This window comes from Kineococcus deserti (assembly GCF_050871945.1).
In the GTDB taxonomy this organism is placed as follows: Bacteria; Actinomycetota; Actinomycetes; order Actinomycetales; family Kineococcaceae; genus Kineococcus.
Genome location: NZ_JBJLSI010000011.1, coordinates 119,543 through 140,998 on the forward strand (window position 1 = coordinate 119,543; position 21,456 = coordinate 140,998).

The window sequence follows — 21,456 nt, forward strand, 5'->3', positions numbered from 1 at the left end:
TCGTGGATCACCGCGCGACCCGTGCGTTCGGGTCGTCCTCGAGCTGCCCGGTCGCCTCCACGACGTGGATCCGCCCCGGCCCCTCCCCCAGGGCGAGTCCGGCGCCCCACGCTGCCGCGTCCGGCGTCCTGGTCACGGGGACGTGGTCGGCCGCCCGGCCGCCGCCGAAGTTCGAGCGGCGGCCGGGCACGAGCAGGTCTCCCACCGCCAGGCCGCCTTCGTCCCGTGCAGCAGGGCACCGGACTCGTGGGCCTGGAACGGGACGGGCATCAGGCGTTCGCGACCAGCCCCAGTTCCGCCGGCGTCGCCAGGCCCTCGTGCCGCGGCAGGATCCGCACGGTGTAGCCGAACGGACCGGTCTGACGCAGGGTGAACTGCCCCTCGAACCGGTGCCGGCCGTCGCCGAACGACTCCGCCGGCCGCAGCGACACCGTGCCCGAGGGCCGCAGCTCGTCGGACTCGGTGACCCGGCCGTGCACGACCTGCACCTCGACGTCGTCGGCCGACAGCTCTCCCAGCGACACGAACGCCCGCACGTGCACGACGTCGCCGATCTGCGCGGAGTCGCCCACGCCCGAGGACTCGACGTGGTCCACGCGCACCCCGGGCCAGGCCTCGCGCAGTTCGCCCTTCCAGCGCGCCAGTTCCCGCGCCACGGCCCCGGAGGACGCCAGCGCCGTGCGGCCGGCCCGTGCGGCGGGCACGTACAACTGCTCGACGTACTCGGTGACCATCCGGCTGGCCAGCACCTTCGGGCCCAGCGAGGCCAGGGTGTGCCGCACCATCTCCAGCCAGCGCGAGGGCAGCCCACGTTCGTCACGGTCGTAGAACCGGGCGGCGACGGAGTTCTCGACGAGGTCGTACAGCGCGGCGGCCTCCAGGTCGTCGCGCTGGTCGGGGTCGTCGACGCCGTCGGCGGTGGGGATGGCCCAGCCGTTGCCGCCGTCGAACCACTCGTCCCACCAGCCGTCCAGGATCGACAGGTTCAGGCCGCCGTTGAGCGCGGCCTTCATCCCCGAGGTCCCCGACGCCTCGAACGGCCGCAGCGGGTTGTTCAGCCAGACGTCGCACCCCGGGTACAGCGACAGCGCCATCGTGATGTCGTAGTTCGGCAGGAACACGATGCGGTGCCGGACGGTGGGGTCGTCGGCGAACCGGACGACCTGCTGGATGAGCCGCTTGCCGGTCTCGTCGGCCGGGTGCGACTTGCCCGCGATGACCAGCTGCACGGGACGTTGCGGGTGCAGCAGCAGCGACTTCAGACGCTCGGGGTCGCGCAGCATGAGGGTGAGCCGCTTGTAGGTGGGCACCCGGCGGGCGAAACCGATCGTCAGGACGTCGGGGTCCAGCACGTCCTTGGTCCAGGCCAGTTCGGCCTCCGACGCCCCGCGCTGCAACCACGACAGCTTCAGCCGGCGCCGGGCGTCCTCGACGAGCCGGCCGCGCAGCAACCGGCGCGTGCGCCAGATCTCCTCGTCCGGCACCTGGCCGACCTTCTCGAACCCCAGTCCGTCCCGCGGCAGCTCGGGACCGATGTACTGCTTGCCCATCGCGATGACCTCCGGGGCCACCCAGGTGGGCGCGTGCACCCCGTTGGTGATCGAGGTGATGGGCACCTCGGGCACGTCGAAACCCGGCCACAACCCGTTGAACATGCCGCGGCTGACGGCCCCGTGCAGCTGGGAGACGCCGTTGGCCCGCTGGGCCAGCCGCAACCCCATGACGGCCATGTTGAACACGCTGGGGTCCCCACCGGGGTAGTCCTCGGCCCCCAGCGCCAGGATCCGGTCCAGCGGAACTCCCGGCAGCGGGTTGTCGCCGCCGAAGTACAGCTCGATCTGGTCGCGGCCGAACCGGTCGATGCCCGCCGGGACGGGGGTGTGCGTGGTGAACACCGTCGCCGCGCGCACGGCCTCGAGCGCCTCGTCGAACGTCAGCCCGCGCTCGACGTGCTCACGGATGCGTTCGACCGACAGGAACCCGGCGTGGCCCTCGTTGGTGTGGTAGACCTCCGGCTCCGGCGCGCCGGTCAGCCGCGACCAGGTGCGCAGGGCCCGCACCCCGCCGACGCCGCACAGCAGCTCCTGCTGCAGCCGGTGCTCGCCCCCGCCGCCGTACAGCCGGTCGGTGACTCCGCGCGCGGCGTCGTCGTTGTCCTCCACGTCGGAGTCCAGCAGCAGCAACGGGACCCGCCCGACCTGCGCCTTCCAGATCTGGGCGTGCAGCCGGCGGCCGCCGGGCAGGTCGATGTGGACCTTGGCGGCCGACCCGTCGGCCTCGCGCAGCAGCGACAGCGGCAGCCCGTCGGGGTCCAGCACGGGGTAGGTCTCCAGCTGCCAGCCGTCGCGGGACAGCGACTGCTTGAAGTAGCCGGTGGCGTAGAACAACCCGACGCCCACGATGGGCACCGACAGGTCGCTGGCCGACTTCAGGTGGTCACCGGCCAGGATCCCCAGCCCGCCGGAGTACTGCGGCAGCGCCCCGGTGATGCCGAACTCCATGGAGAAGTAGGCGATCGAGGCCGGGGCGTCGGCCCCCAGCCCCGCGTACCAGCCGGGCCGGTCCAGGTAGGCCTGCAGGTCCGCGGCGCCGGCCCGCACCCGCTCCACGAAGGCGGTGTCGGCCGCCAGGGCGTCCAGCCGCTCGGTGCTCAGGGCTCCCAGCAGCGCCCCGGGATCCCGGTGCGCCGCCACCCACGCCTGCGGGTCCATGGACTCGAACAGGTCACGGGTGGGTTTGTGCCACGACCAGCGCAGGTTGCTCGCCAGCTCGGCCAGCGGCGCCAGCGGCGCGGGGAGAACGGTGCGGACGGTGAAGCGCCTGATTGCTCTCACGGCGCCAGACCATAGTCCCGCGATCACCCCCTGCGCAGGGCTTGCGCGCGACCGTTCCCGCTCCCGCGCGACGAGCGGGCCGGTGCTCGGTAGGTTCGGGGCGTGACGACTCAGGCGGACACGTCCACCCTCCAGGTGACCGGCCTCGGCTCCCCCGGCAGCACCCCTGTCGTGGGACGCATCCCCGTGCTCGACGTCCAGCCCGTCGTGGACGGCGGGCGGTGGCCCTCGCAAGCCGTTCCCGGCGAGCTGATCCCGGTGCGCGCCACCGTCTTCCGCGAGGGGCACGACGCCGTGGCCGCCACTGCGGTGCTGGTGCGGCCGGACGGCACCGACGGCCCCTCGATGCGCATGAGGCTGGTCAACGCCGGCACCGACGCCTACGTGGCGACGCTGTCCCCCGACACCGAGGGGTTGTGGGGGCTGCGGGTCGAGGGCTGGTCCGACCCGTACGGCACCTGGGACCACGACGCCACGATCAAGGTCGAGGCCGGGGTCGACGTGGCCCTCATGCTGGAGGAGGGCGCCCGGCTGATGGAACGGGCCGCCGCCCAGCCCGGCCGTGAGGGCGACGACGCCGACGTCCTGAAGGCCGCGGCCGCCGCGCTGCGGGACACCTCCCGCGCCGACCACGAACGCCTCGACGCCGGGCGCACCGAGCAGGTCCGCGCCGTGCTGGACCGGCTGCCGCTGCGCGACCTGGTCACCCCGTCGACGACCTACCCCGTCCGCGTCGAGCGCCGGCTGGCCGCGTTCAGCGCCTGGTACGAGTTCTTCCCCCGCTCCGAGGGCGCCTACTGGCACGAGGAGGAGCAGCGCTGGGTCTCGGGCACGTTCCGCACCGCCGCCGAGCGGCTGCCCGCGATCGCCGAGATGGGTTTCGACATCGCCTACCTCACCCCGATCCACCCGATCGGCCGGATCAACCGCAAGGGTCCGAACAACACGCTGACCGCCGGTCCGCTGGACCCGGGGTCGCCGTACGCCATCGGCGCCGCCGAGGGCGGGCACGACGCGCTGCACCCCGACCTGGGCACCTTCGAGGACTTCGACTTCTTCGTCGCCCGCGCCAAGGAGCTCGGTCTCGAGGTCGCGATGGACATCGCGCTGCAGTGCGCGCCGGACCACCCGTGGGTCAGCGAGCACCCGGAGTGGTTCACCACCCGCGCCGACGGCAGCATCGCCTTCGCGGAGAACCCGCCGAAGAAGTACCAGGACATCTACCCGGTGAACTTCGACAACGACCCGGCCGGCATCTACGCCGAGGTCAAGCGCGTCATCGACGTCTGGATCGACCACGGCGTCACGCTGTTCCGCGTCGACAACCCGCACACCAAGCCGGTGGAGTTCTGGGAGTGGCTCATCGCCGAGGTCAAGGCCGAGCACCCCGAGGTGATCTGGCTGTCCGAGGCGTTCACCAAGCCGGCCATGATGCACACGCTGGCCAAGGTCGGGTTCCAGCAGTCGTACTCCTACTTCGCCTGGCGCAACCAGGCCTGGGAGCTGCGCGAGTACCTGCAGCAGCTGACCACCGAGTCGGCGCACTACATGATCCCGAGCTTCTGGCCGACGACCCACGACATCCTCACGCCGACCATGCAGTACGGCGGCCCGCCGGTGTTCAAGCTGCGCGCGGTGCTCGCGGCGCTGCTGTCGCCCTCGTGGGGCATCTACACCGGCTACGAACTCGTCGAGCACGCCGCGCGGCCGGGCGCCGAGGAGCAGCTGGACAACGAGAAGTACCAGTACCGTCCCCGCGACTTCGCCAAGGCCGAGCGCGAGGGCTGGTCGCTGGCCCCGTACCTGAAGCGGCTCAACGAGATCCGCAAGGCCCACCCCGCGCTGCAGCAGCTGCGCGGGACGACGTTCCACAGCAGCGACGACGAGAACCTGCTGTGCTTCTCGCGCCGCCGCGTCGAGGCCGACGGCACCGAGGACCTCCTGCTCGTCGTGGTCAACCTCGACCCGCACGCGGCCCGCGAGAGCACCGTGCACCTCGACATGGGCGCCCTGGGCCGGCAGTGGTGGGACCGGTTCACCGTGCGCGACGAGCTGACCGGCGCCGAGCACGAGTGGGGCGAGCACAACTACGTGCGCCTCGACCCGTTCGTCGAGCCGGCCCACGTGTTCTCCGTGGTGGCCCCGTGAGCGCACCGGTCAGGACGTCGGTCGCCTCCGACGAGGCCATCGCGGAACTCCTGCGGGGGTGGGCGCCCGCTCAGCGCTGGTTCGCGCACAAGGGCGTCGCCGCGCACGTCGTGCGCCTGGAGCGCACCCCGCTGGACGAGGGCGGGGTCGCGCAGCTGGTGGCGCTGACCGTCCGCTCCGGGGAGGGCGAGGACGCGGCCCGCACGGTCTACTCGGTGCCCATCACCGTCCGTCCCGCGCCCGACGAGGCGCTGGCCGCGGCGCTGATCGGCGAACTGCCCGACGTCGACGGCTCCCCCGCCTGGATCTACGACGGCCCGCACGACCCGACGTGGACGCGCGCGCTGCTGACCCTGGTGGCCAGCGAGGAGGGCGCCGGGTCGACCACGTTCGGCGTCCACGGGCACAGCGCCGAGGGCGGCCTGCCCGTTCCGGCCGGCGCCCGCACGAAGGTGCTCTCCGGGGAGCAGTCGAACACCTCGATCGTGGTGACGGCCGAGGACGGCGAGACGCCGCTGATCGCCAAGGTGTTCCGGGTGCTCAGCGCCGGCGACAACCCCGACGTCGTGGTGCAGACCGCGCTGGCCGACGCCGGGTGCGGTCGCGTTCCGCGTCCCGCCGGCTGGGTCGACGGGCAGTGGACCGGCCCGGACGGCGAGCTGGCCGTGGGACACCTGGCGCACGTGACGGAGTTCCTCGCCGGCTCGCAGGACGCCTGGCGGGTGGCGACCGCGGCCGTCGAGCAGCACCGCGACTTCTCCGGCGAGGCGCGTGAGCTGGGGCGGGCCACCGCCGAGGTGCACGCTGTCCTGGCCGCCGAGCTGCCCACCGAACCGGCCACCCCGCAGCGGCTGTCGGCGCTGGCCGACGGCCTGCTGGAGCGGGTGGCGTGGGCGTGCACGGCCGTTCCGCAGCTGCACGAGGTCGCCGCCGCGGCCCGCGAGCGGGTCGACGCCGTCCGCCACGTCGGGGACGCCCCCGCGCTGCAGCGCGTGCACGGCGACTACCACCTGGGCCAGGTGCTGCACTCGCAGACCCGCGGCTGGGTGCTGCTGGACTTCGAGGGCGAACCGCTGCGTCCGCTGGCCGAACGCAGCGTGCCGGACCTGGCGCTGCGGGACGTGGCCGGGATGCTGCGCTCGTTCGACTACGCCGCCTCCACCGTCGCCGACCCCGGCGACTGGGGTCCGGTGTGCCGGCAGGCCTTCCTCGACGGCTACACGGCCGTGGCCGGGACCGATCCGCGCGTCGGCGGCCAGGCCGTGCTGCTGGCCGCCCTGGAACTGGACAAGGCCCTGTACGAGGTCGTCTACGAGGCGCGCAACCGGCCCGACTGGCTGCGCATCCCCCTGGACGCCGTCCACCGGCTCCTGGCAGCCGACCCGTCCTGAGAGGCGGGCCACCCACGATCACGGGAGTATGCGAGACATGACCGGTGAAGCACCTGCCCACGCCCCCGCACCGCGTCCTGTCGACGCCGACGACCTGGCCCGGGCCGCCGCCGGGGCGCACTGGTCGCCGCACTCGGTGCTGGGCGCGCACACGCACGACGGTTCGGTGACCTACCGGGTCCTGAAGCCGTTCGCCTCGGCCGTCACGGTCGTCACCGAGGACGGCACCCGCGTGGGTCTCGTCCACGAGTACGACGGCGTCTGGGTCGGCGTGCAGCCCGACGCGGCGGTGGGCGACTACCGCGTCGAGGTGACCTACCCCGACACCGAGCCGCGCCTGGTGGACGACCCCTACCGCTTCCTGCCCACGGTCGGCGAGGTCGACCTGCACCTCATCGGCGAGGGCCGGCACGAGCAGCTGTGGAACGTCCTGGGCGCGCACGTGAAGCACTGGAAGGGCCCGATGGGCCCGGTCGAGGGCACCTCCTTCGCCGTCTGGGCACCCAACGCCCGCGCCGTGCGCGTCGTGGGCGACCACAACCACTGGAACGGCCGGTCCGAGGGCATGCGCTCGCTGGGCTCGTCGGGGGTCTGGGAGCTGTTCGTCCCCGGTGTCGCGGCCGGTTCGCGGTACAAGTACGAGATCCTCGGCGCCGACGGGCACTGGCGGCAGAAGGCCGACCCGATGGCGCAGGCCACCGAGGTTCCGCCCGCGACGGCCTCGGTGGTCACCGAGTCCGCCTACGAGTGGGGCGACGCGGCGTGGCTGGAGCACCGCTCGGCGAACGTCGCGCAGGACGGGCCGGTCTCGATCTACGAGGTCCACCTCGGGTCCTGGCGGCAGGGCCTGTCCTACACCGAGCTGGCCACCGAACTCGTGGCCTACGTGCAGCAGACCGGGTTCACCCACGTCGAGTTCCTGCCCGTCATGGAGCACCCGTTCGGCGGCTCGTGGGGCTACCAGGTCACGGGGTACTTCGCGCCCACGTCCCGGTTCGGCTCCCCCGACGAACTGCGGTTCCTCATCGACTCCCTGCACCAGGCCGGGATCGGCGTCATCATCGACTGGGTCCCGGGCCACTTCCCCAAGGACGAGTTCGCCCTCGGCCGGTTCGACGGCACGGCGCTGTACGAGCACCCGGACCCGCGGCGCGGTGAGCACATGGACTGGGGCACCTACATCCCCAACTTCGGCCGCAGCGAGGTGCGCAACTTCCTCGTCGCCTCGGGGCTGTACTGGCTGGAGGAGTTCCACGCCGACGGCCTGCGCGTCGACGCCGTCGCCTCGATGCTCTACCTGGACTACTCCCGCAACGAGGGTGAGTGGGAGCCGAACCAGTTCGGCGGCCGCGAGAACCTGGAGGCCATCAGCTTCCTGCAGGAGGCCAACGCCACCGCCTACAAGCGCACCCCGGGCATCATGATGATCGCCGAGGAGTCGACGGCCTTCCCGGGCGTCACGGCCCCCACGAACGCCGGCGGGCTCGGGTTCGGGCTGAAGTGGAACATGGGCTGGATGCACGACTCGCTGCAGTACATCAGCCAGGACCCGATGTACCGGCAGTACCACCACAACGAGATCACCTTCAGCCTCGTCTACGCGTTCACCGAGAACTTCTGCCTGCCGATCTCGCACGACGAGGTCGTGCACGGCAAGGGGTCGCTGCTGCGCAAGATGCCCGGTGACCGCTGGCAGCAGCTGGCCAACAACCGCGCGTACCTGGCGTTCATGTGGTCCCACCCCGGCAAGCAGCTGCTGTTCATGGGGGCCGAGCTCGGCCAGGAGGCCGAGTGGTCCGAGGCCCGCTCGCTGGACTGGTGGCTGCTGGACACTCCCTGGCACCAGGGTCTGCACAAGCTCGTCTCCCGGCTGAACGCCGTGTACAAGGAACGGCCCGAGCTGTGGTCGGACGACTTCACGTCCGAGGGGTTCCAGTGGATCGACGGCGGGGACAGCGTCCGCAACGTCGTCTCGTTCGCGCGCTGGTCCAAGGACCGCAAGCCGCTGGTCGCGGTGTGCAACTTCTCCGGCGCTCCCTACGAGGACTTCCGGGTCGGCCTGCCGCAACCGGGCCCGTGGCGGGAGGTCCTCAACACCGACGCGACCGAGTTCGCCGGGTCCGGCGTGGTGAACACCGGTGAGCTGCAGGCCGAGGAGGTGGCCTGGAACGGTCAGCAGTTCTCCGCGCAGCTGCGCGTGCCGCCGCTGGGCGTCACCTGGCTCGTCCCGGCCTGACCGGTCCGTCGAAGCCCCCACCGCCGCGGTGGGGGCTTCGGCGCGTCAGGACTCGAACGCGGACGGCAGGTACTGCTCGACGTTGTCCGCGGTGACGACGGGGGCGTAGAGCTGGACGGTGCGCGGGACCTCCACCTCGACCAGGTCGCTCATCGCCTTGCCCTGGACCAGGAGGCGGGCCAGCCGGATGCCGTCGGCGGCCTGGGTGGAGGGGTAGACCACCGTGGCCTTCACGACCGAGTCCCCGGCCTGGATCTCGCGCATCACGTTGGCCGACCCGGCGCCGCCGACCATGACGAACTCGTCGCGACCGGCCTCCTCGATCGCGGCCAGCACACCGACGCCCTGGTCGTCGTCGTGGTTCCACAACGCGTCGATCCGCGGCGCGGCCTGCAGCAGGTTCGCCGCCGCCTGCTGCCCGCCCTGGACGGTGAAGTCGGCTGCGACCCGGTTGTCGACGCCGAGGCCGCACGCGGCCAGCGCGTCGGTGAACCCCTGGCTGCGGTCCTGCGTCAGGGGCAGCGAGTCGATGCCCGCGATCTCCGCGACCACCGCGTCGGGGTTGTCCCCCACCTGCTCGCAGACGTAGGTGCCGGCGGACACGCCCATGCCGTAGTTGTCACCCAGGACCGTGGTGCGCGCGGCCGCGGGGCTGGAGAACTCCCGGTCGACGTTGACCACCGTGATGCCCGCCTCCATGGCCTTGGTGGCGACCTCGGTGAGGGCCGCCCCGTCGTAGGGCAGCAGGACGATGGCGTCGACCTTGTCGTTGATGAACTGCTCGACCTGGCTGATCTGCAGGTTCACGTCGTTGGTGCCCTCGGCGACGCGCAGTTCGACGTCGCCGTGCTTCTCGGCCTCGGCGGTCGCGGCGGTGGTGATGGCCCCCATCCAGCCGTGGTCGGCCGCCGGGGCGGAGAACCCGATGACGACCTGCTCGCCCTCCTCGTCGTTGCTGCCCGCGGCGGCCGACTGCTGCTCGCCGCCGTCGGGTTCGGAAGGGGTGTTCGAGGTGCAGGCGGTGAGCAGCCCGGCGGTGGCCGCGGCGGCACCTGCGGTGATCAGCCAGCGGCGCAACGAGGTGCGTGGTGCGGACATGGAAGCTTCCTCGATTCCTGGTGCACGGGACGTCGACGGGGTCAGGTGCTGCGGGAGCGGGCGGCGAACCGTTGCTGCAGGAGCACGGCGACGACGATGATCGCCCCCTTGGCCACGGACTGCGCCGAGATGGACAGGTTGTTCTGGGTGAAGACGTTGGTGAGGGTGGAGAAGATCAGGACCCCGAAGACCGTGCCGACGATGGTGCCGCGCCCCCCGGCCAGCAGGGTTCCCCCGACCACCACCGCAGCGATCGCGTCCAGTTCGTAGAGCTGGCCGTTGGTGGAGGACCCGGCCGTCGTGCGCGCCAGCATCATGACCGCCGCGATGCCGGCCGTCAGCCCGGACAGGGCGTACAGGTAGGTGGTGTGCCGCTTCACGCTGATGCCCGCCAGCCGGGCCGCCTCCGGGTTCCCGCCCACGGCGACGGTCCGCCGCCCGAAGGTGGTGCGGTTGAGCAGGAACCAGCCGGCCACCGCGACCAGCGCGAAGAGCCAGACCAGCACCGGGATCCCCAGCACGCTGCCGCGGAACGCGTCGAGGAACGGTTGCACCTGCACGATCTGGGTGCGGCGGTTGGCGATGATCTCCGCCACCCCGCGGGCCGCCACCAGCATCGCCAGGGTGGCGATGAAGGCCACCACGCGTCCGTAGGCGACGAGCACCCCGTTCACCAGACCGCACACGGTGCCCACCAGCAGCGCCGTGAGGATCATCAGCGACCAGTGGGTGTCCTGCGCCATCGTCTGCGTCGCCAGCGTCGTGGCCCACACCGAGGCCAGGCCCAGGACGGAACCGACCGACAGGTCGATGCCGCCGCCGGTGATGACGAACGTCATCCCGACGGCCAGCACGCCGTAGACCGCCGCCAGCCGCAGGATCGTCAGGAGGTTGTCGACGCTGGCGAAGCGCTCACCGGCGGTGGCCACCCCGACGACGCAGAGCAGGACCAGGGCGATGACCAGGCCGATGTCGCGACCGGCGCCGCTGCGCAGGATGTTCCGGGCGCCGGCGCTCGAACCGGTGCGTGTCAGTGTCGTCACGCCGCACTTCCTTCCATCACGAGGTCCAGCACGCGGTGCTCGTCGATCTCGTCCGCCGGCCCGCTGTGCAGGATCCGGCCGTCCGCGACGACCAGGACGCGGTCGGACAGGCCGAGCACCTCCTCGATCTCGCTGGAGACCACGACGACGGCGGTGCCGGCCTGCGCCAGCGCGTGCACCAGCGCGTACATCTCGGCGCGCGCACCGACGTCCACCCCGCGGGTGGGTTCGTCCAGCAGCAGGACGCGGCAGCCGTGCACCAGCCAGCGCGCCAGCATCGCCTTCTGCTGGTTGCCGCCGGACAGCGTCCGGGCGGGACGGTCGGGGTCGGCGGGCCGCAGGTCCAGAGCGGCCACCTGTTCGAGGGCGGCGCCCCGCTCGGCGCGTTCGTCGAGGACGGGACCGCGGGCGAAACGCGCGAAGGTGGACAGGGTGATGTTCCGGTACACCGGCTCGTCCAGCAGCAGTCCCTGGCTCTTGCGTTCCTCCGGGGCCAGGCCGATGCCCGCCCGCACCGCCGCCGGCACCGACCCCGGGCGCACCGGCCTGCCCTGGACCAGGACCTGCCCGGCGCTGGGCCGGCGTGCCCCGTAGATCGTCTCCAGGATCTCCGAACGGCCCGAACCCACCAGACCGGCCAGCCCCACGACCTCACCGGCGCGCACGCTGAACGAGACGTCGGAGAAGGAACCGCGCAACCCCAGGTCGCGCACCTCGAGCAGGGGTTCCCCGCCGGCGACCGGAGCCCGGGCGGGGAAGGTCTGCTCGACGCGCCGCCCGGTCATCAGCCGGATCAGCTCGGCCGTGGGCGTCCCGGCGACGGGCAGCCCCGCGGCGACCGTGCGGCCGTCCTTCAGGACGGTGATCCGGTCGCCGATCCGGCGGATCTCCTCCAGGCGGTGGGAGATGTAGAGGACCGCGACCCCGGCGGCGGTCAGCTGGCGCACGACCCGGAACAGGCCCGCGACCTCCTCGGAGTCCAGCACGGCCGAGGGTTCGTCCATGACGATCAACCGCGCGTCGTGCGACAGCGCCCGCGCCATGCTGACGACCTGTTTGCCTGCGGCCGAGAGGGATCCGACCTCGCGGGTGGGCGCGATGTCGCCGTGGCCGAGCCGTTCGAGCAGTTCGCGGGTGCGGGCGTGCGCCGCGTGGCGCCGCGTCAGCCCCGCCCGGGAGACCTCGTGCCCCAGGTGGACGTTCTCGGCCACCGTGAGCCCGTCCACGACGTCCAGTTCCTGGTACATCGTCGCGATCCCGGCCCGCAGGGCGGCCACGGGCGAGGACAGGTCGACGTCCCGCCCCGCCCACCGCACCGTTCCCGCGGTGGGGCGGTGGGCTCCGGCGAGAACCTTGATGAGGGTGGACTTGCCCGCACCGTTCTGCCCGAGCAGGCAGTGCACCTCCCCCGGCCGCACCTCGAGGTCCACCCCGTCCAGGGCCCGGACGCCGGGAAATTCCTTGACGACGCCGCGCACGACGAGCAGCGGTTCCCCGTCGAACCCGCCCGCCCGGGAGTCGTCGTCGACCATGCCGGTGAACCTACGAGGGGAGTTTTCCACCGTCAAGCACCGGGGCCGCCGATCAGGTCAGACGCGCGAGCGTGCGGACGAGGTTTCCGGCCAGGTCGTCGGGCCAGGGGAACAACGACGTCGTCTCGCGCAGTCCGGACAGGCCGTGCAGCGCCACCCACAACGCGGTGGTGTCGGCGAAGACGTCGGTGCTGGCCGAGACGCCGGCGTCCACGCAGCCCTGCACGGCGTCGGACAGCGCGGCGAACGCGTTCAGGCCGATGTGGGACCGGTCGGCGCGGGTGGCCTCGTCGGCTCCCGCCGCCGCGTTCCAGGCACCACCGAACATCAGGTGGTAGCGCTGCGGCCGCTCGTGGGCGAAGTCGAGGTAGCACCGGCAGACGGCGTGGAGCCGGCCGGCCGCCGTGTCCGGCTGCTGCCCCGCCGCTCGCATCCGGTGCTCGAAGTCCTCGAACGCCTCGTCCACGACGGCGCGCAGGATCGCGTCGACGTCGGCGAAGTGCCGGTAGATCGAGGGGGCGGTGATGCCCGCGCCGCGCGCGACGGCCCGCAGCGTGACCGCGGCGGCCGATCCCTGCTCGAGCAGCGTCGTCGCGGCCGCGACGATCTCCTCGCGCAGCCGCGCTCCCTCGCCGCGGGGGTTGCGGGTGCGCGGGGTCGTCCGGTTCTCGGCCACGAAGGACACTTTACATGCGTTAACCGATGTGCGTATGTTGACGGCTGTAAGCATTCACGCGTCAGCACAGGAGGTCTCCGATGTCGCGCCCCCCCGCATCCACGCACGCCGCGCTCCTGCCCGACCTGCGCACCGAGGTCGTGCTGCCCGGCCTCGTCGAGCCGACGGGCCTGCTCGTCCGCACCGCTCCGCTGGCCGCCCCCGCGGCCGGCAACGTCCTCGTCCGGCTGGAGGCCACCGGGATCTCCTTCGCCGAGCAGCAGATGCGGCGCGGGAAGTACTACGACCAGCCGCCCTTCCCCTTCGTCCCCGGCTACGACCTGGTCGGCACCGTCGTCGCCACCGACGCTCCCGGCCTGGTGGGCCGTCGGGTCGCGGCCGTCACCAGGACCGGCGCGTGGGCCAGCCACGTCGAGATCGCCGCCGAGGACGTCCTGCCCGTGCCCGAGGGCCTGGACCCCGCCGCCGTGGAGACCGTGCTCGTCAACGGCATCACGGCCTGGCGGATGCTCCACGACGTCGCCCGCGTCCCCGCCGGCGGCACCGTCGTCGTGCTGGGCGCCAACGGCGGCGTGGGCTCCACGCTCGTGCAGCTGGCCCGGCACGCGGGGATCCGCGTCCTGGGCACCGCCTCCCCGCGCCACCACGCGCTGCTGCGCCGCCTGGGCGCCGACCCCCTCGACGCCACCGACCCGGCGCTGCACGACCGGATCCGCGAACTGACCCCGCACGGCGTCGACGCGGTGTTCGACCACGTGGGCGGTCCGGGCATCCGCGACTCCTGGCGGCACGTGGCCCGCGGCGGGGCCCTGGTCTCCTACGGCACCGCCGCGACGAAGGACTCGGCCGGGAACTCCCGGCTGCCGATCCTGCGCCTGCTGGCCCGGCTCGGGTTCTGGAACCTCCTGCCCAACGGCCGGCGGGCGGGCTTCTTCGACTTCTGGGCCGGGAAGAAGCGGGCCGCGCGGTTCCGGGGCCGGCAGCGCGCGGCGTTCGCGGCCCTCACCCGGCTCCTCGCCGAGGGGGCCCTGGAACCGCAGATCGCCGCGCGGTTCCCCCTCGACGACGTCGCCCGCGCCCTGGAACTGGCCGAGAGCCGCACCGTCGCCGGCAAGGTCGTGCTGACCGCGATCTCCTGACCTCTCCGCCGGCGACGGCGCGCATGGGACCGGCGGGACGGGGAACAGGAAGGGGGTCAGACCGCTCCCCAGCCCAGGAGGCTCCCCGTGGACGACGCCGGCACGACCCGCCCCTTCGCCGTGATCACCGGTGCCTCGACCGGCATCGGCCTGGAACTGGCCCGCCAGTTCGCCGACGGCGGGTACGACGTCCTGGTTGCCGCCGAGGACGACCGCATCCACGACGTCCCCGCCCAGCTGGCCCAGACCACCGACGCGCACGCCGAGGCGTGCCAGGTCGACCTGGCCACCGCGGACGGCGTCGAGGAACTGTGGGCCGCGGCCACCGCGGACGGCCGCGTCGTCGACGCCGTCGCCCTGCACGCCGGGGTGGGCGTGGGCGGCGAGTTCGTGCAGACCCCGCTGGCCGACGAGCAGCGCATGATCGCCCTGAACGTGCAGTCGGTGGTGCACCTGGCCAAGCTCGCCGCGGCCGACATGGCCGGCCGCGGCCAGGGGCGCCTGCTGTTCACGTCCTCGCTGGCCGCGCGGGTGCCCGCGCCGTACCAGGCCGTCTACGGCGCCACCAAGGCGTTCGTGCAGTCGCTCGCCCAGTCGCTGCGCCAGGAACTGGACCAGCACGGTGTCGTGGTGACCGCGTTCCTGCCCGGCCCCACCGACACCGAGTTCTTCGAGCGGGCCGGGATGCAGGACACCGCCATGGCGAACACCTCGGCCAAGGACGACCCGGCCACGGTGGCCGAGCAGGCGTTCGCGGCCTTCCGCAAGGGCCGTGACCACGTCGTCACCGGGTCGCTGGGCACCAAGGTCCAGGGCGCGGTGGCCAACGTGCTGCCCAACGCGCCGCTGGCCAAGGGCCAGGGCAAGCTCGCCGAGCCGGGGTCGGCGGACTGACCCCGGACGTCAGACCAGGCCGTTGGCGGTGAGGAACTCCGTGGCCACCGCGGCCGTCTGCTGCTTGTCGATCTGCACCTTGGCCAGGTACTCCGTGAGGTTCTCGGTCGTGAGGACCGCGGAGAAACCGTTGAGCGCGTCCGTGATCGTCTGGTTGTTCTTCGACGAGCGGATGAGCGGGATGATGTTCTCGGCCAGGAACAGGCTCTCGGGGTCCTCCAGCGGGACGAAGTCGTTGACCTTGATGCTGGAGTCGGTCGAGAACAGGTTCGCCACCTGGATCGTGCCGTCGGCGAGCGCACCGACCGTGAGCGGGCCCCCGGCGTCCAGCGGGCGGTACTCCTTGAACTCGATGCCGTAGACCTCCTTCAGCCCGACCAGACCCTGGTAGCGCTCCTGGAACTCCGGGCCGCCGCCGGCGACGAGCTGGCCGGCGACGGGGGCCAGGTCGGCCAGCGTCGTCAGGTTGTACTGCGTGGCCGTGGCGCGCGAGACGGTCAGGGTGTCCTTGTCCTCCGCCGAGGACTGCTCGAGCACCTCGGTGCCCTCGGGCAGGACCTCCTGCAGCGCACCCAGCACGTCCTCGGGAGCCGACACGCCCTCGGGGGCGCCGCCGTCGGACAGCGCGGCGAGCAGGGCGCCGTTGTACTCCGGCAGCAGGTCGATGGAGCCGTCCTGCAGCGCCTTGAGGTAGAGCTCGCGGGCGCCGATGTTGAACTTGCGCTGCACCTCGACGCCGGCGTTCTCGAGCACCTGGCTGTACATCTCGGCGAGCAGTTCGCTCTCGGGGAAGTTCGCCGAGCCGACGATGACGGCGGAGGTCCCGGTGGAGTCACCGGAGCCGGTGTCGGCGGCCAGCGGGTCGTCACCGCTGCCGCACGCGGCCAGACCTGCCGTGAGGGAGCCCACCAGGGCCAGGCCGAGCAGGTTCCTGCGGTTCATGACGTGCCTTTCGACGATCCTGCGGACGACAGTTCTGCGGATTGCGCCCCGGACTCTGCCACGGATGCCCCGCGGCGCGCACGGGACAGGCCCCGGCCCGTGATGCCGGGCGAGACGACGTAGCGCTGGACCAGGCCCAGCAGCAGGTCCAGGACGATGGCCAGCACCGCGACCACGACGGCCCCGGCGACCATGCGGCCGTAGTCGTTCAGCGCCAGCCCGTCGACGAGCAGGCGGCCCAGGCCGGACAACCCGACGTAGGCCGCGACGGTGGCGGTGGCGACGACCTGCAGCACCGCGGCGCGCAGCCCGCCGAACACCACCGGCATGGCCATCGGCAGTTCGACGCGGAACAGCACCTGGGCCGGTTCCATCCCCATCCCGCGGGCGGCGTCCACGGCGTCGGGGTCGACCGAGCGCAGTCCGGCGTAGGTGGAGGTGAGGATCGGCGGGATCACCAGGACGACCAGGGCGATGAGGACGGGGACGAAACCCAGCCCCATGAGCGTGACCAGCAGGCTGAGCAGCCCCAGCGTCGGCAGCGAGCGTCCGGCGTTGCCGGCGTTGATCGCCAGGAAGGAACCCCGGCCGGTGTGCCCGATGAGCAACCCGATGGGGAACGCGACGGCGAACCCGACGAGGACCGCCAGCGCCGTGTACTCCAGGTGTGCGACGAGCAGGTGCGGGATCGATCCGCTCGCCGACCACGCCCAGTTGGCGCCGTCGAGCAGGTAGGGGGTGTCGTCCACGTCAGTTCCTCCCCGCCGCGACCCGGGTCCACGGGGTCACGGCCCGCTGGAACAGCACGATGAGCAGGTCCGCGATCGCCGCGAGCAGCACCGACAGCACGATCCCCACGACGATCGGGGCCGTGTAGAACAGCTGGAAACCCCGGGTGAACAAGGCCCCCAGTCCCCCGACGCCGAGCAGCGCGCCGACGCTGACGAGGGAGATGTTCGACACCGCCGCCACCCGGACCCCGGCCAGGATCACGGGCGCGGCGAGCGGGAGCTCGACCTCCAGCAACCGCCGGGTCCGCTGGTAGCCCATGGCCGTCGCGGCCTCGGTCAGCGCCGGGTCGACCGAGCGCAACCCGTCGGCGACGGTGCGGGCCATGAGGGCGAGGGTGTAGATCGCGAGCGCCACGACGATGTTGACCGGGGACAGGATCTGCGTGCCGAGCACGTACGGCAGGGCGACGAACACGGCGAGGGAGGGGATGGCGTAGATGACGCCGGAGACGTTGAGGATCGGGTGGTACAGCCAGCCGAACCGCACCCCGAGGTAGCCGACGGGCAGGGCCAGCAGGACCCCGATCAGCAGGGGCAGCACGGCCAGGACGACGTGCTGGCCGAGGGCGTCCAGGACGGCGTCCCGGTTCTGCTGCAGGTAGTTCCAGATCTCGTTCACCGGCGCTTCTCCAGCAGGTCGACGACGTCGCGGTGGTGCACGACGCCGGTCGCGCGGCCTTCGTCGTCGACGCGCACGGCGGTGCCGTCGGCCGACGTCAGGGTGAGGTCGATGACCGTGCGCAGGGAGTCGCCGGCGCGGAAGGTGCCGTCGACGCCGACGGGACGGCCCGCGTCGTCGAGGACGACACCGGCCAGGGAGCGCAGCGGCAGGTCGTCGCCGTTCTGGAAGGACAGGCCGCGGTAGCCGCGGTCGCGGCCGACGAAGCCGCGGACGAAGTCGTCGGCCGGGCGGGTCAGCAGGTCCTGCGGGGTGCCGACCTGGGCCAGGTGCCCGCCCTCGCGGAACACGGCGATGCGGTCGCCCAGGGTGATGGCCTCGTCGATGTCGTGGGTGACGACGGCGATGGTCTTGCCCAGCTCGGACTGCAACCGCAGGAACTCCTCCTGCAGCTGGCCGCGCACGACGGGGTCGACGGCGCTGAAGGGTTCGTCCATGAGCATGACGGGCGGGTCGGCGGCGAGCGCGCGGGCGACGCCGACGCGCTGGCGCTGGCCGCCGGACAGCTGCGCGGGGTAGCGGTCGGCGAAGGCCGCCGGCAGGCCGACGCGTTCGAGCAGTTCCAGGGCCCGGTGGCGTTCGCGTCCCCGGCCGACGAGCCTGGGAACGGTCAGGACGTTGTCCAGGACCGTCTTGTGCGGGAACAGCCCACCGGACTGGATGACGTAGCCGATGCCGCGGCGCAGCGTCGCGGGGTCCTGGGCCAGCACGTCGCGGCCGTCGACGAGCACGCGCCCGGAGGTGGGCTCCACCATCCGGTTGATCATGCGCAGCGACGTCGTCTTGCCGCAGCCGGAGGGTCCGACGAAGACCGTGATCTGCCCGGTCGGGAGCTCGAGGTCGAGGTGCTCGACCGCGACGGTCCCGTCGGGGAACTGCTTGCGGACGGCCTCGAAGGTGATCACTGGGGCGGCTCCAGGGTCGTGCCCGGCGGGTTGCAGGCTGGTCCATGCTTGGCGGCGGGCAGGGTCAGGTCAACGAGGCGCGATCAGCCTTCACCAGATCGAGACCTCTCGCTCGCGGACGTGCGCCGGTGCGGATGGATGGAGGACAAGTGGAGCACCAGGAGGTGCCCCGCGCGACACGGGGGGTCCCCGTGGCCGGTCGCGACCTGGACCTGGACGACCTCGCGGACCTGGCGCACCGGCGCGCCCGGCCGGTCGTGGACCGGGCGGTGCTGGGCCGCCTGGGCGCGGTGCACACCGCGATGGAGACCGCCCGGGGACGGGGCGCGGTCTACGGTGCGACGACCGGGGTGGGGGCCAACAAGGACGTCGAGGTCGACGAGGAGCAGGAGGAGCACCCGCAGGCGCACGGGCTGCGGCTGCTGCGCAGCCACGCGGCCTCCCTGGGCCCGGTCGAGGACGAGCCGACGTCGCGGGCCGCCCTGGTGGTCCGGCTGAACCAGTTGCTCGCCGGTGCGCACACCGGGCTGGGAGCGGGGATCAGCCCGCCGCTGCTGGGTGCGCTGGCGCAGGCGGTCGAGGGCGACGCGCTGCCGACGTTCCACCGCTTCGGCGGGATCGGGACCTCGGACCTGGCGCCGCTGGCCGAGCTCGGGCTGACGCTCGTGGGTGAGCGGGCCTGGCGCACCGGCTCGGTCCCGCCGGTCCCGCTGGGTCCGGCGGACGCGTTGCCGCTGATCTCCTCGCACGCGCTGACGCTGGCGACGGCGTCGCTGGCGCTGGTGCGGTTGCGTCAGCTGCTGCTGGCCGGGGCGGGCATCGCCGCGCTGTCGTTCCTGGCGTTGCGCGGCAATCCGCAGGCGTGGGACCCGGGGGTGCACGCGGCCCGTCCGCACGTGCGGCAGCCGGAGGTGGCCGCCGCGCTGCACGCGCTGGTGGCCGGTGGACCGGAACCGTCGCGGTTGCAGGACCCGTTCGCGCTGCGCACCGCGCCGCAGGTGCTGGCGCCGGCCTTCGCCGCCGCCGACGCCCTGGCGCAGGTCCTGGTCCTGGAGGCCTCCACGCCCGGGGAGAACCCGCTGGTCTCGGCGCAGGGGGTGTTCCACCACGGGCAGTTCCACGCCGCGAGTCTGGCCACGGCGCTGGACACGTTGCGCGCCACCACGTTCGGGGTGCTGACGTTGTCGGCGGCGCGGCTGGCGCTGCTGCTGCGGCCCGAGCACACGGGGTTGCGCGCCTTCCTGGCGGCGGGGCCGCGCGGCAGTTCGGGCCTGATGATCGGCGAGTACGTCGTGCAGGACGCGCTGGCCGAGCTGCGGCCGGGGACGGCGCCCATGACGGCCGGCACCGTCAGCATCTCCCTGGGCCTGGAGGAGCACGCGAGCTTCGCGACGCAGGGCGCACGGGCGTTGCGGCAGACCGCCGAACTGGCCCCGCTGGTGTTGGCCGTGGAGGCGCTGGCGGCGGTCCGGGCGCTGCGGGCGGCGCCGGACCGGTTGTCGCCCGGGGCGTCGGCGTTGTTCGCCGTGTTCGACGAGGTGCTCGGCCGGGACGCGCGGGACGCACCGATCGGGCCGGACGTCGAGGCCGTCGTGGCGCGGGTGCCGGACCTGGCGCTGCTGCTACGCCTGCAGGGGCCGTAGTTCGTCGGCGTAGCTGATCGAGGTGCGGCGCAGGATCCCCGACGGGCTGATCGAGTACTGGCCCATCCGCCACAGCGGTGGGGAGTAGGCGTGGATCGAGACCGACCCGTCGAGCGCGCCGGACATCCGGTGGATGTGGTCGGGGCCGAAAGCGAAGGACCGCCCGGCCGCGACGGTGCGCAGGACGGGGTCCCCACCCATGCGCGGGGTGGCCTCGTGGACGGCGCCGCGGGTGACCGCGACGGCGCCGCTGGAGGTGTCGTGGTCGTGCCAGCCGGTGTCGTCGACGGTGTTCCAGCACAGCACCCAGACGTCGAGGTCGGCGTCGCGGTGCAGGGAGGCGAAGTGCCGGGAGCCGGTGTCGTGCCGCACGAGGTGCTCCCAGGCCTGCGGGGTGCCGGCGGCGCGCTCGACCCAGTTCCGCAGTTCGTGCGGGCTCAGCGTGCGGCCGGGAGCGGGCGGCAGGCCGGTGTTCTCGATGGTCACGGGGTTTTCCCTTCGAGCAGGCGGGCGGGACCGGTGGTGGTGAGGGCGTGGGCGAAGGCCGCCCCGAAACCGGGCAGGGCGGTGGCGTCGAAGGGCTGGGCGTAGGGCCGGTCGGTGCCCAGGACCAGCGGGTCGACGCCGGTGACGCGCACGACGGCGTCGATCGCGCGCGGGCCGTAGGAACTGGTCTCGTAGAACACCCCCGGGTCCAGCGGGCCGAGGGCACCGCCGCGGGCGGTGAGCCGTTCGTGGTGCAGCACAGCCAGTCCGGCCAGGGCGACGAAGGCGACGCGCAGCCCCGGGTGCCGGGCGCGGCCCCGGACGTGCCAGGCCGTCCACGCGGCGTGCAGCTGCTGCACGTACGGCACGAGGGCCGGCCACCAGCCGGGGACGTCGGCGGAACCGCCGGCCGCCGGGCCGGGGTGCACGAGCACGGGTTTGCCGGCCCGTTCGCACGCGGCCAGCAGCGGGGCGAGGCGGTCCACGGCGGCCGGGTCGGCCATCGCGGTGGCGGGGACCTGCCAGCCCACGACGCGCTCGCGGGTCAGGACGCCGGCCAGCGCGTCGGGGTCGAGGTCGCTGACGGGCGTCGCGGCCCACACGACGAACGGGTCGCCGAGGGCGAGGGCGCCGGAGTGCCAGGCCTCCAGCAGCGGTCCGGCCTCCTCGCCCGGCAGGTGCTCCAGACCCAGGGGCGAGGACAGCGACACGCAGACCCGCCGCGTGCCGTCGGCGCGTTCGGCGGCCGCGCGGGCGGTGACGTCGTGGGCGGCGGGGTCGATCCCGGTGGGCGGTTCGCCGGGCAGGTGCAGGGTCCAGCCCTCCAGCCTCGGCGGCGTCCGGCGGGCGCGCAGGGCCTCCAGCAGGGGTGCCGGCCACAGGTGCTGGTGGCAGTCGGTCCGCACGGCCACCTCCTCGGGGGGGGGGGGGGGGGGGGGGGGGGGGGGGGGGGGGGGGGGGGGGGGGGGGGGGGGGGGGGGGGGGGGGGGGGGGGGGGGGGGGGGGGGGGGGGGGGGGGG

At 73.1% G+C, this 21,456-nt stretch carries 17 protein-coding genes and 1 pseudogene; 6 read left to right on the forward strand and 12 right to left on the reverse strand.

Annotated features, from left to right (window positions below; translation table 11 throughout):
* Positions 1-25: 25 nt before the first annotated feature.
* Positions 26-270: pseudogene (locus ACRYR2_RS11355) on the reverse strand (NAD(+)--rifampin ADP-ribosyltransferase); the annotation flags it as partial.
* Positions 270-2,834, reverse strand: coding sequence for an alpha-glucan family phosphorylase (gene glgP / locus ACRYR2_RS11360; RefSeq protein ID WP_432562974.1), 2,565 nt, complete (start codon positions 2,832-2,834; stop codon positions 270-272). The pseudogene ACRYR2_RS11355 and the gene glgP, both read right to left, overlap by 1 nt.
* A gap of 102 nt (positions 2,835-2,936) precedes the next feature.
* On the opposite strand from glgP, the gene ACRYR2_RS11365 reads away from it, so the two are divergent.
* From ACRYR2_RS11365 to glgB, 3 genes are read left to right on the forward strand one after another with little or no spacing between them, the layout of a single operon-like run.
* On the forward strand, positions 2,937-4,982 hold the full coding sequence (locus ACRYR2_RS11365; protein ID WP_432562975.1) for an alpha-1,4-glucan--maltose-1-phosphate maltosyltransferase: 2,046 nt from the start codon (positions 2,937-2,939) through the stop codon (positions 4,980-4,982).
* Entirely contained in the window at positions 4,979-6,373 is a 1,395-nt protein-coding gene (locus ACRYR2_RS11370) for a maltokinase N-terminal cap-like domain-containing protein (protein WP_432562976.1), read from the forward strand. The genes ACRYR2_RS11365 and ACRYR2_RS11370 overlap by 4 nt, the downstream gene beginning before the upstream one ends.
* Before the next feature lie 37 nt (positions 6,374-6,410).
* Positions 6,411-8,609, forward strand: a complete 2,199-nt coding sequence (gene glgB, locus ACRYR2_RS11375) for a 1,4-alpha-glucan branching protein GlgB (RefSeq protein WP_432562977.1) — start codon at positions 6,411-6,413, stop codon at positions 8,607-8,609.
* A 45-nt stretch (positions 8,610-8,654) separates the two neighbouring features.
* On the opposite strand, the gene ACRYR2_RS11380 is transcribed toward glgB, so the two are convergent.
* Genes ACRYR2_RS11380 through ACRYR2_RS11395 form a run of 4 tightly spaced genes read right to left on the reverse strand, consistent with a single transcriptional unit; the run spans position 8,655 to position 12,958 of the window.
* Positions 8,655-9,707 carry a substrate-binding domain-containing protein gene (locus ACRYR2_RS11380; protein ID WP_432562978.1) on the reverse strand — a complete coding sequence of 351 codons (1,053 nt, stop codon included), beginning with the start codon at positions 9,705-9,707 and terminating at the stop codon, positions 8,655-8,657.
* 41 nt (positions 9,708-9,748) lie between these two features.
* Positions 9,749-10,741, reverse strand: a complete 993-nt coding sequence (locus ACRYR2_RS11385) for an ABC transporter permease (RefSeq protein ID WP_432562993.1) — start codon at positions 10,739-10,741, stop codon at positions 9,749-9,751.
* A 5-nt stretch (positions 10,742-10,746) separates the two neighbouring features.
* Entirely contained in the window at positions 10,747-12,282 is a 1,536-nt protein-coding gene (locus ACRYR2_RS11390; protein WP_432562979.1) for a sugar ABC transporter ATP-binding protein, read from the reverse strand.
* Positions 12,283-12,334: 52 nt separating this feature from the next.
* Positions 12,335-12,958 (reverse strand): TetR/AcrR family transcriptional regulator, encoded by a 624-nt coding sequence (locus ACRYR2_RS11395; protein WP_432562980.1) that lies wholly within the window; start codon positions 12,956-12,958, stop codon positions 12,335-12,337.
* Positions 12,959-13,038: 80 nt separating this feature from the next.
* On the opposite strand from ACRYR2_RS11395, the gene ACRYR2_RS11400 reads away from it, so the two are divergent.
* Together ACRYR2_RS11400 and ACRYR2_RS11405 are read left to right on the forward strand one after the other, a co-directional pair.
* Positions 13,039-14,097: a medium chain dehydrogenase/reductase family protein gene (locus ACRYR2_RS11400; protein WP_432562981.1), complete on the forward strand. Its 1,059-nt coding sequence runs from the start codon at positions 13,039-13,041 to the stop codon at positions 14,095-14,097.
* A gap of 87 nt (positions 14,098-14,184) precedes the next feature.
* On the forward strand, positions 14,185-14,991 hold the full coding sequence (locus ACRYR2_RS11405; protein WP_432562982.1) for an SDR family NAD(P)-dependent oxidoreductase: 807 nt from the start codon (positions 14,185-14,187) through the stop codon (positions 14,989-14,991).
* 9 nt (positions 14,992-15,000) lie between these two features.
* Here the strand turns inward: ACRYR2_RS11405 and ACRYR2_RS11410 are convergent, their stop codons facing one another.
* Genes ACRYR2_RS11410 through ACRYR2_RS11425 form a run of 4 tightly spaced genes read right to left on the reverse strand, consistent with a single transcriptional unit; the run spans position 15,001 to position 18,308 of the window.
* Positions 15,001-15,933, reverse strand: a complete 933-nt coding sequence (locus ACRYR2_RS11410; protein WP_432562983.1) for an ABC transporter substrate-binding protein — start codon at positions 15,931-15,933, stop codon at positions 15,001-15,003.
* Entirely contained in the window at positions 15,930-16,682 is a 753-nt protein-coding gene (locus tag ACRYR2_RS11415) for an ABC transporter permease (protein WP_432562984.1), read from the reverse strand. Before ACRYR2_RS11415 ends, ACRYR2_RS11410 begins: the two co-directional genes overlap by 4 nt.
* A gap of 1 nt (position 16,683) precedes the next feature.
* Positions 16,684-17,343 (reverse strand): ABC transporter permease, encoded by a 660-nt coding sequence (locus ACRYR2_RS11420; RefSeq protein ID WP_432562985.1) that lies wholly within the window; start codon positions 17,341-17,343, stop codon positions 16,684-16,686.
* Positions 17,340-18,308, reverse strand: coding sequence for an ABC transporter ATP-binding protein (locus ACRYR2_RS11425; RefSeq protein WP_432562986.1), 969 nt, complete (start codon positions 18,306-18,308; stop codon positions 17,340-17,342). Before ACRYR2_RS11425 ends, ACRYR2_RS11420 begins: the two co-directional genes overlap by 4 nt.
* Before the next feature lie 149 nt (positions 18,309-18,457).
* Between ACRYR2_RS11425 and ACRYR2_RS11430 the strand changes: the two genes are divergently transcribed.
* Positions 18,458-19,951, forward strand: a complete 1,494-nt coding sequence (locus ACRYR2_RS11430) for an aromatic amino acid lyase (RefSeq protein WP_432562987.1) — start codon at positions 18,458-18,460, stop codon at positions 19,949-19,951.
* Here the strand turns inward: ACRYR2_RS11430 and ACRYR2_RS11435 are convergent.
* Both ACRYR2_RS11435 and ACRYR2_RS11440 read right to left on the reverse strand, forming a co-directional pair.
* A complete protein-coding gene (locus ACRYR2_RS11435; RefSeq protein WP_432562988.1) occupies positions 19,931-20,437 on the reverse strand; it encodes a cysteine dioxygenase in 507 nt (168 codons plus the stop codon). The two genes, ACRYR2_RS11430 and ACRYR2_RS11435, sit on opposite strands and share 21 nt — an antisense overlap.
* Positions 20,434-21,342: an amidohydrolase family protein gene (locus tag ACRYR2_RS11440; RefSeq protein WP_432562989.1), complete on the reverse strand. Its 909-nt coding sequence runs from the start codon at positions 21,340-21,342 to the stop codon at positions 20,434-20,436. Before ACRYR2_RS11440 ends, ACRYR2_RS11435 begins: the two co-directional genes overlap by 4 nt.
* Positions 21,343-21,456 lie beyond the last annotated feature (114 nt).

What these genes read in the sequence shown, in the direction of transcription:
- ACRYR2_RS11380 (WP_432562978.1), bottom strand. Translation starts at nt 9,707, where the DNA reads ATGTCCGCACCACGCACCTCGTTGCGCCGCTGGCTGATCACCGCAGGT.
- glgB (WP_432562977.1), top strand. Translation starts at nt 6,411, where the DNA reads ATGACCGGTGAAGCACCTGCCCACGCCCCCGCACCGCGTCCTGTCGAC.
- ACRYR2_RS11400 (WP_432562981.1), top strand. Translation starts at nt 13,039, where the DNA reads ATGTCGCGCCCCCCCGCATCCACGCACGCCGCGCTCCTGCCCGACCTG.
- ACRYR2_RS11410 (WP_432562983.1), bottom strand. Translation starts at nt 15,933, where the DNA reads ATGAACCGCAGGAACCTGCTCGGCCTGGCCCTGGTGGGCTCCCTCACG.
- ACRYR2_RS11390 (WP_432562979.1), bottom strand. Translation starts at nt 12,282, where the DNA reads ATGGTCGACGACGACTCCCGGGCGGGCGGGTTCGACGGGGAACCGCTG.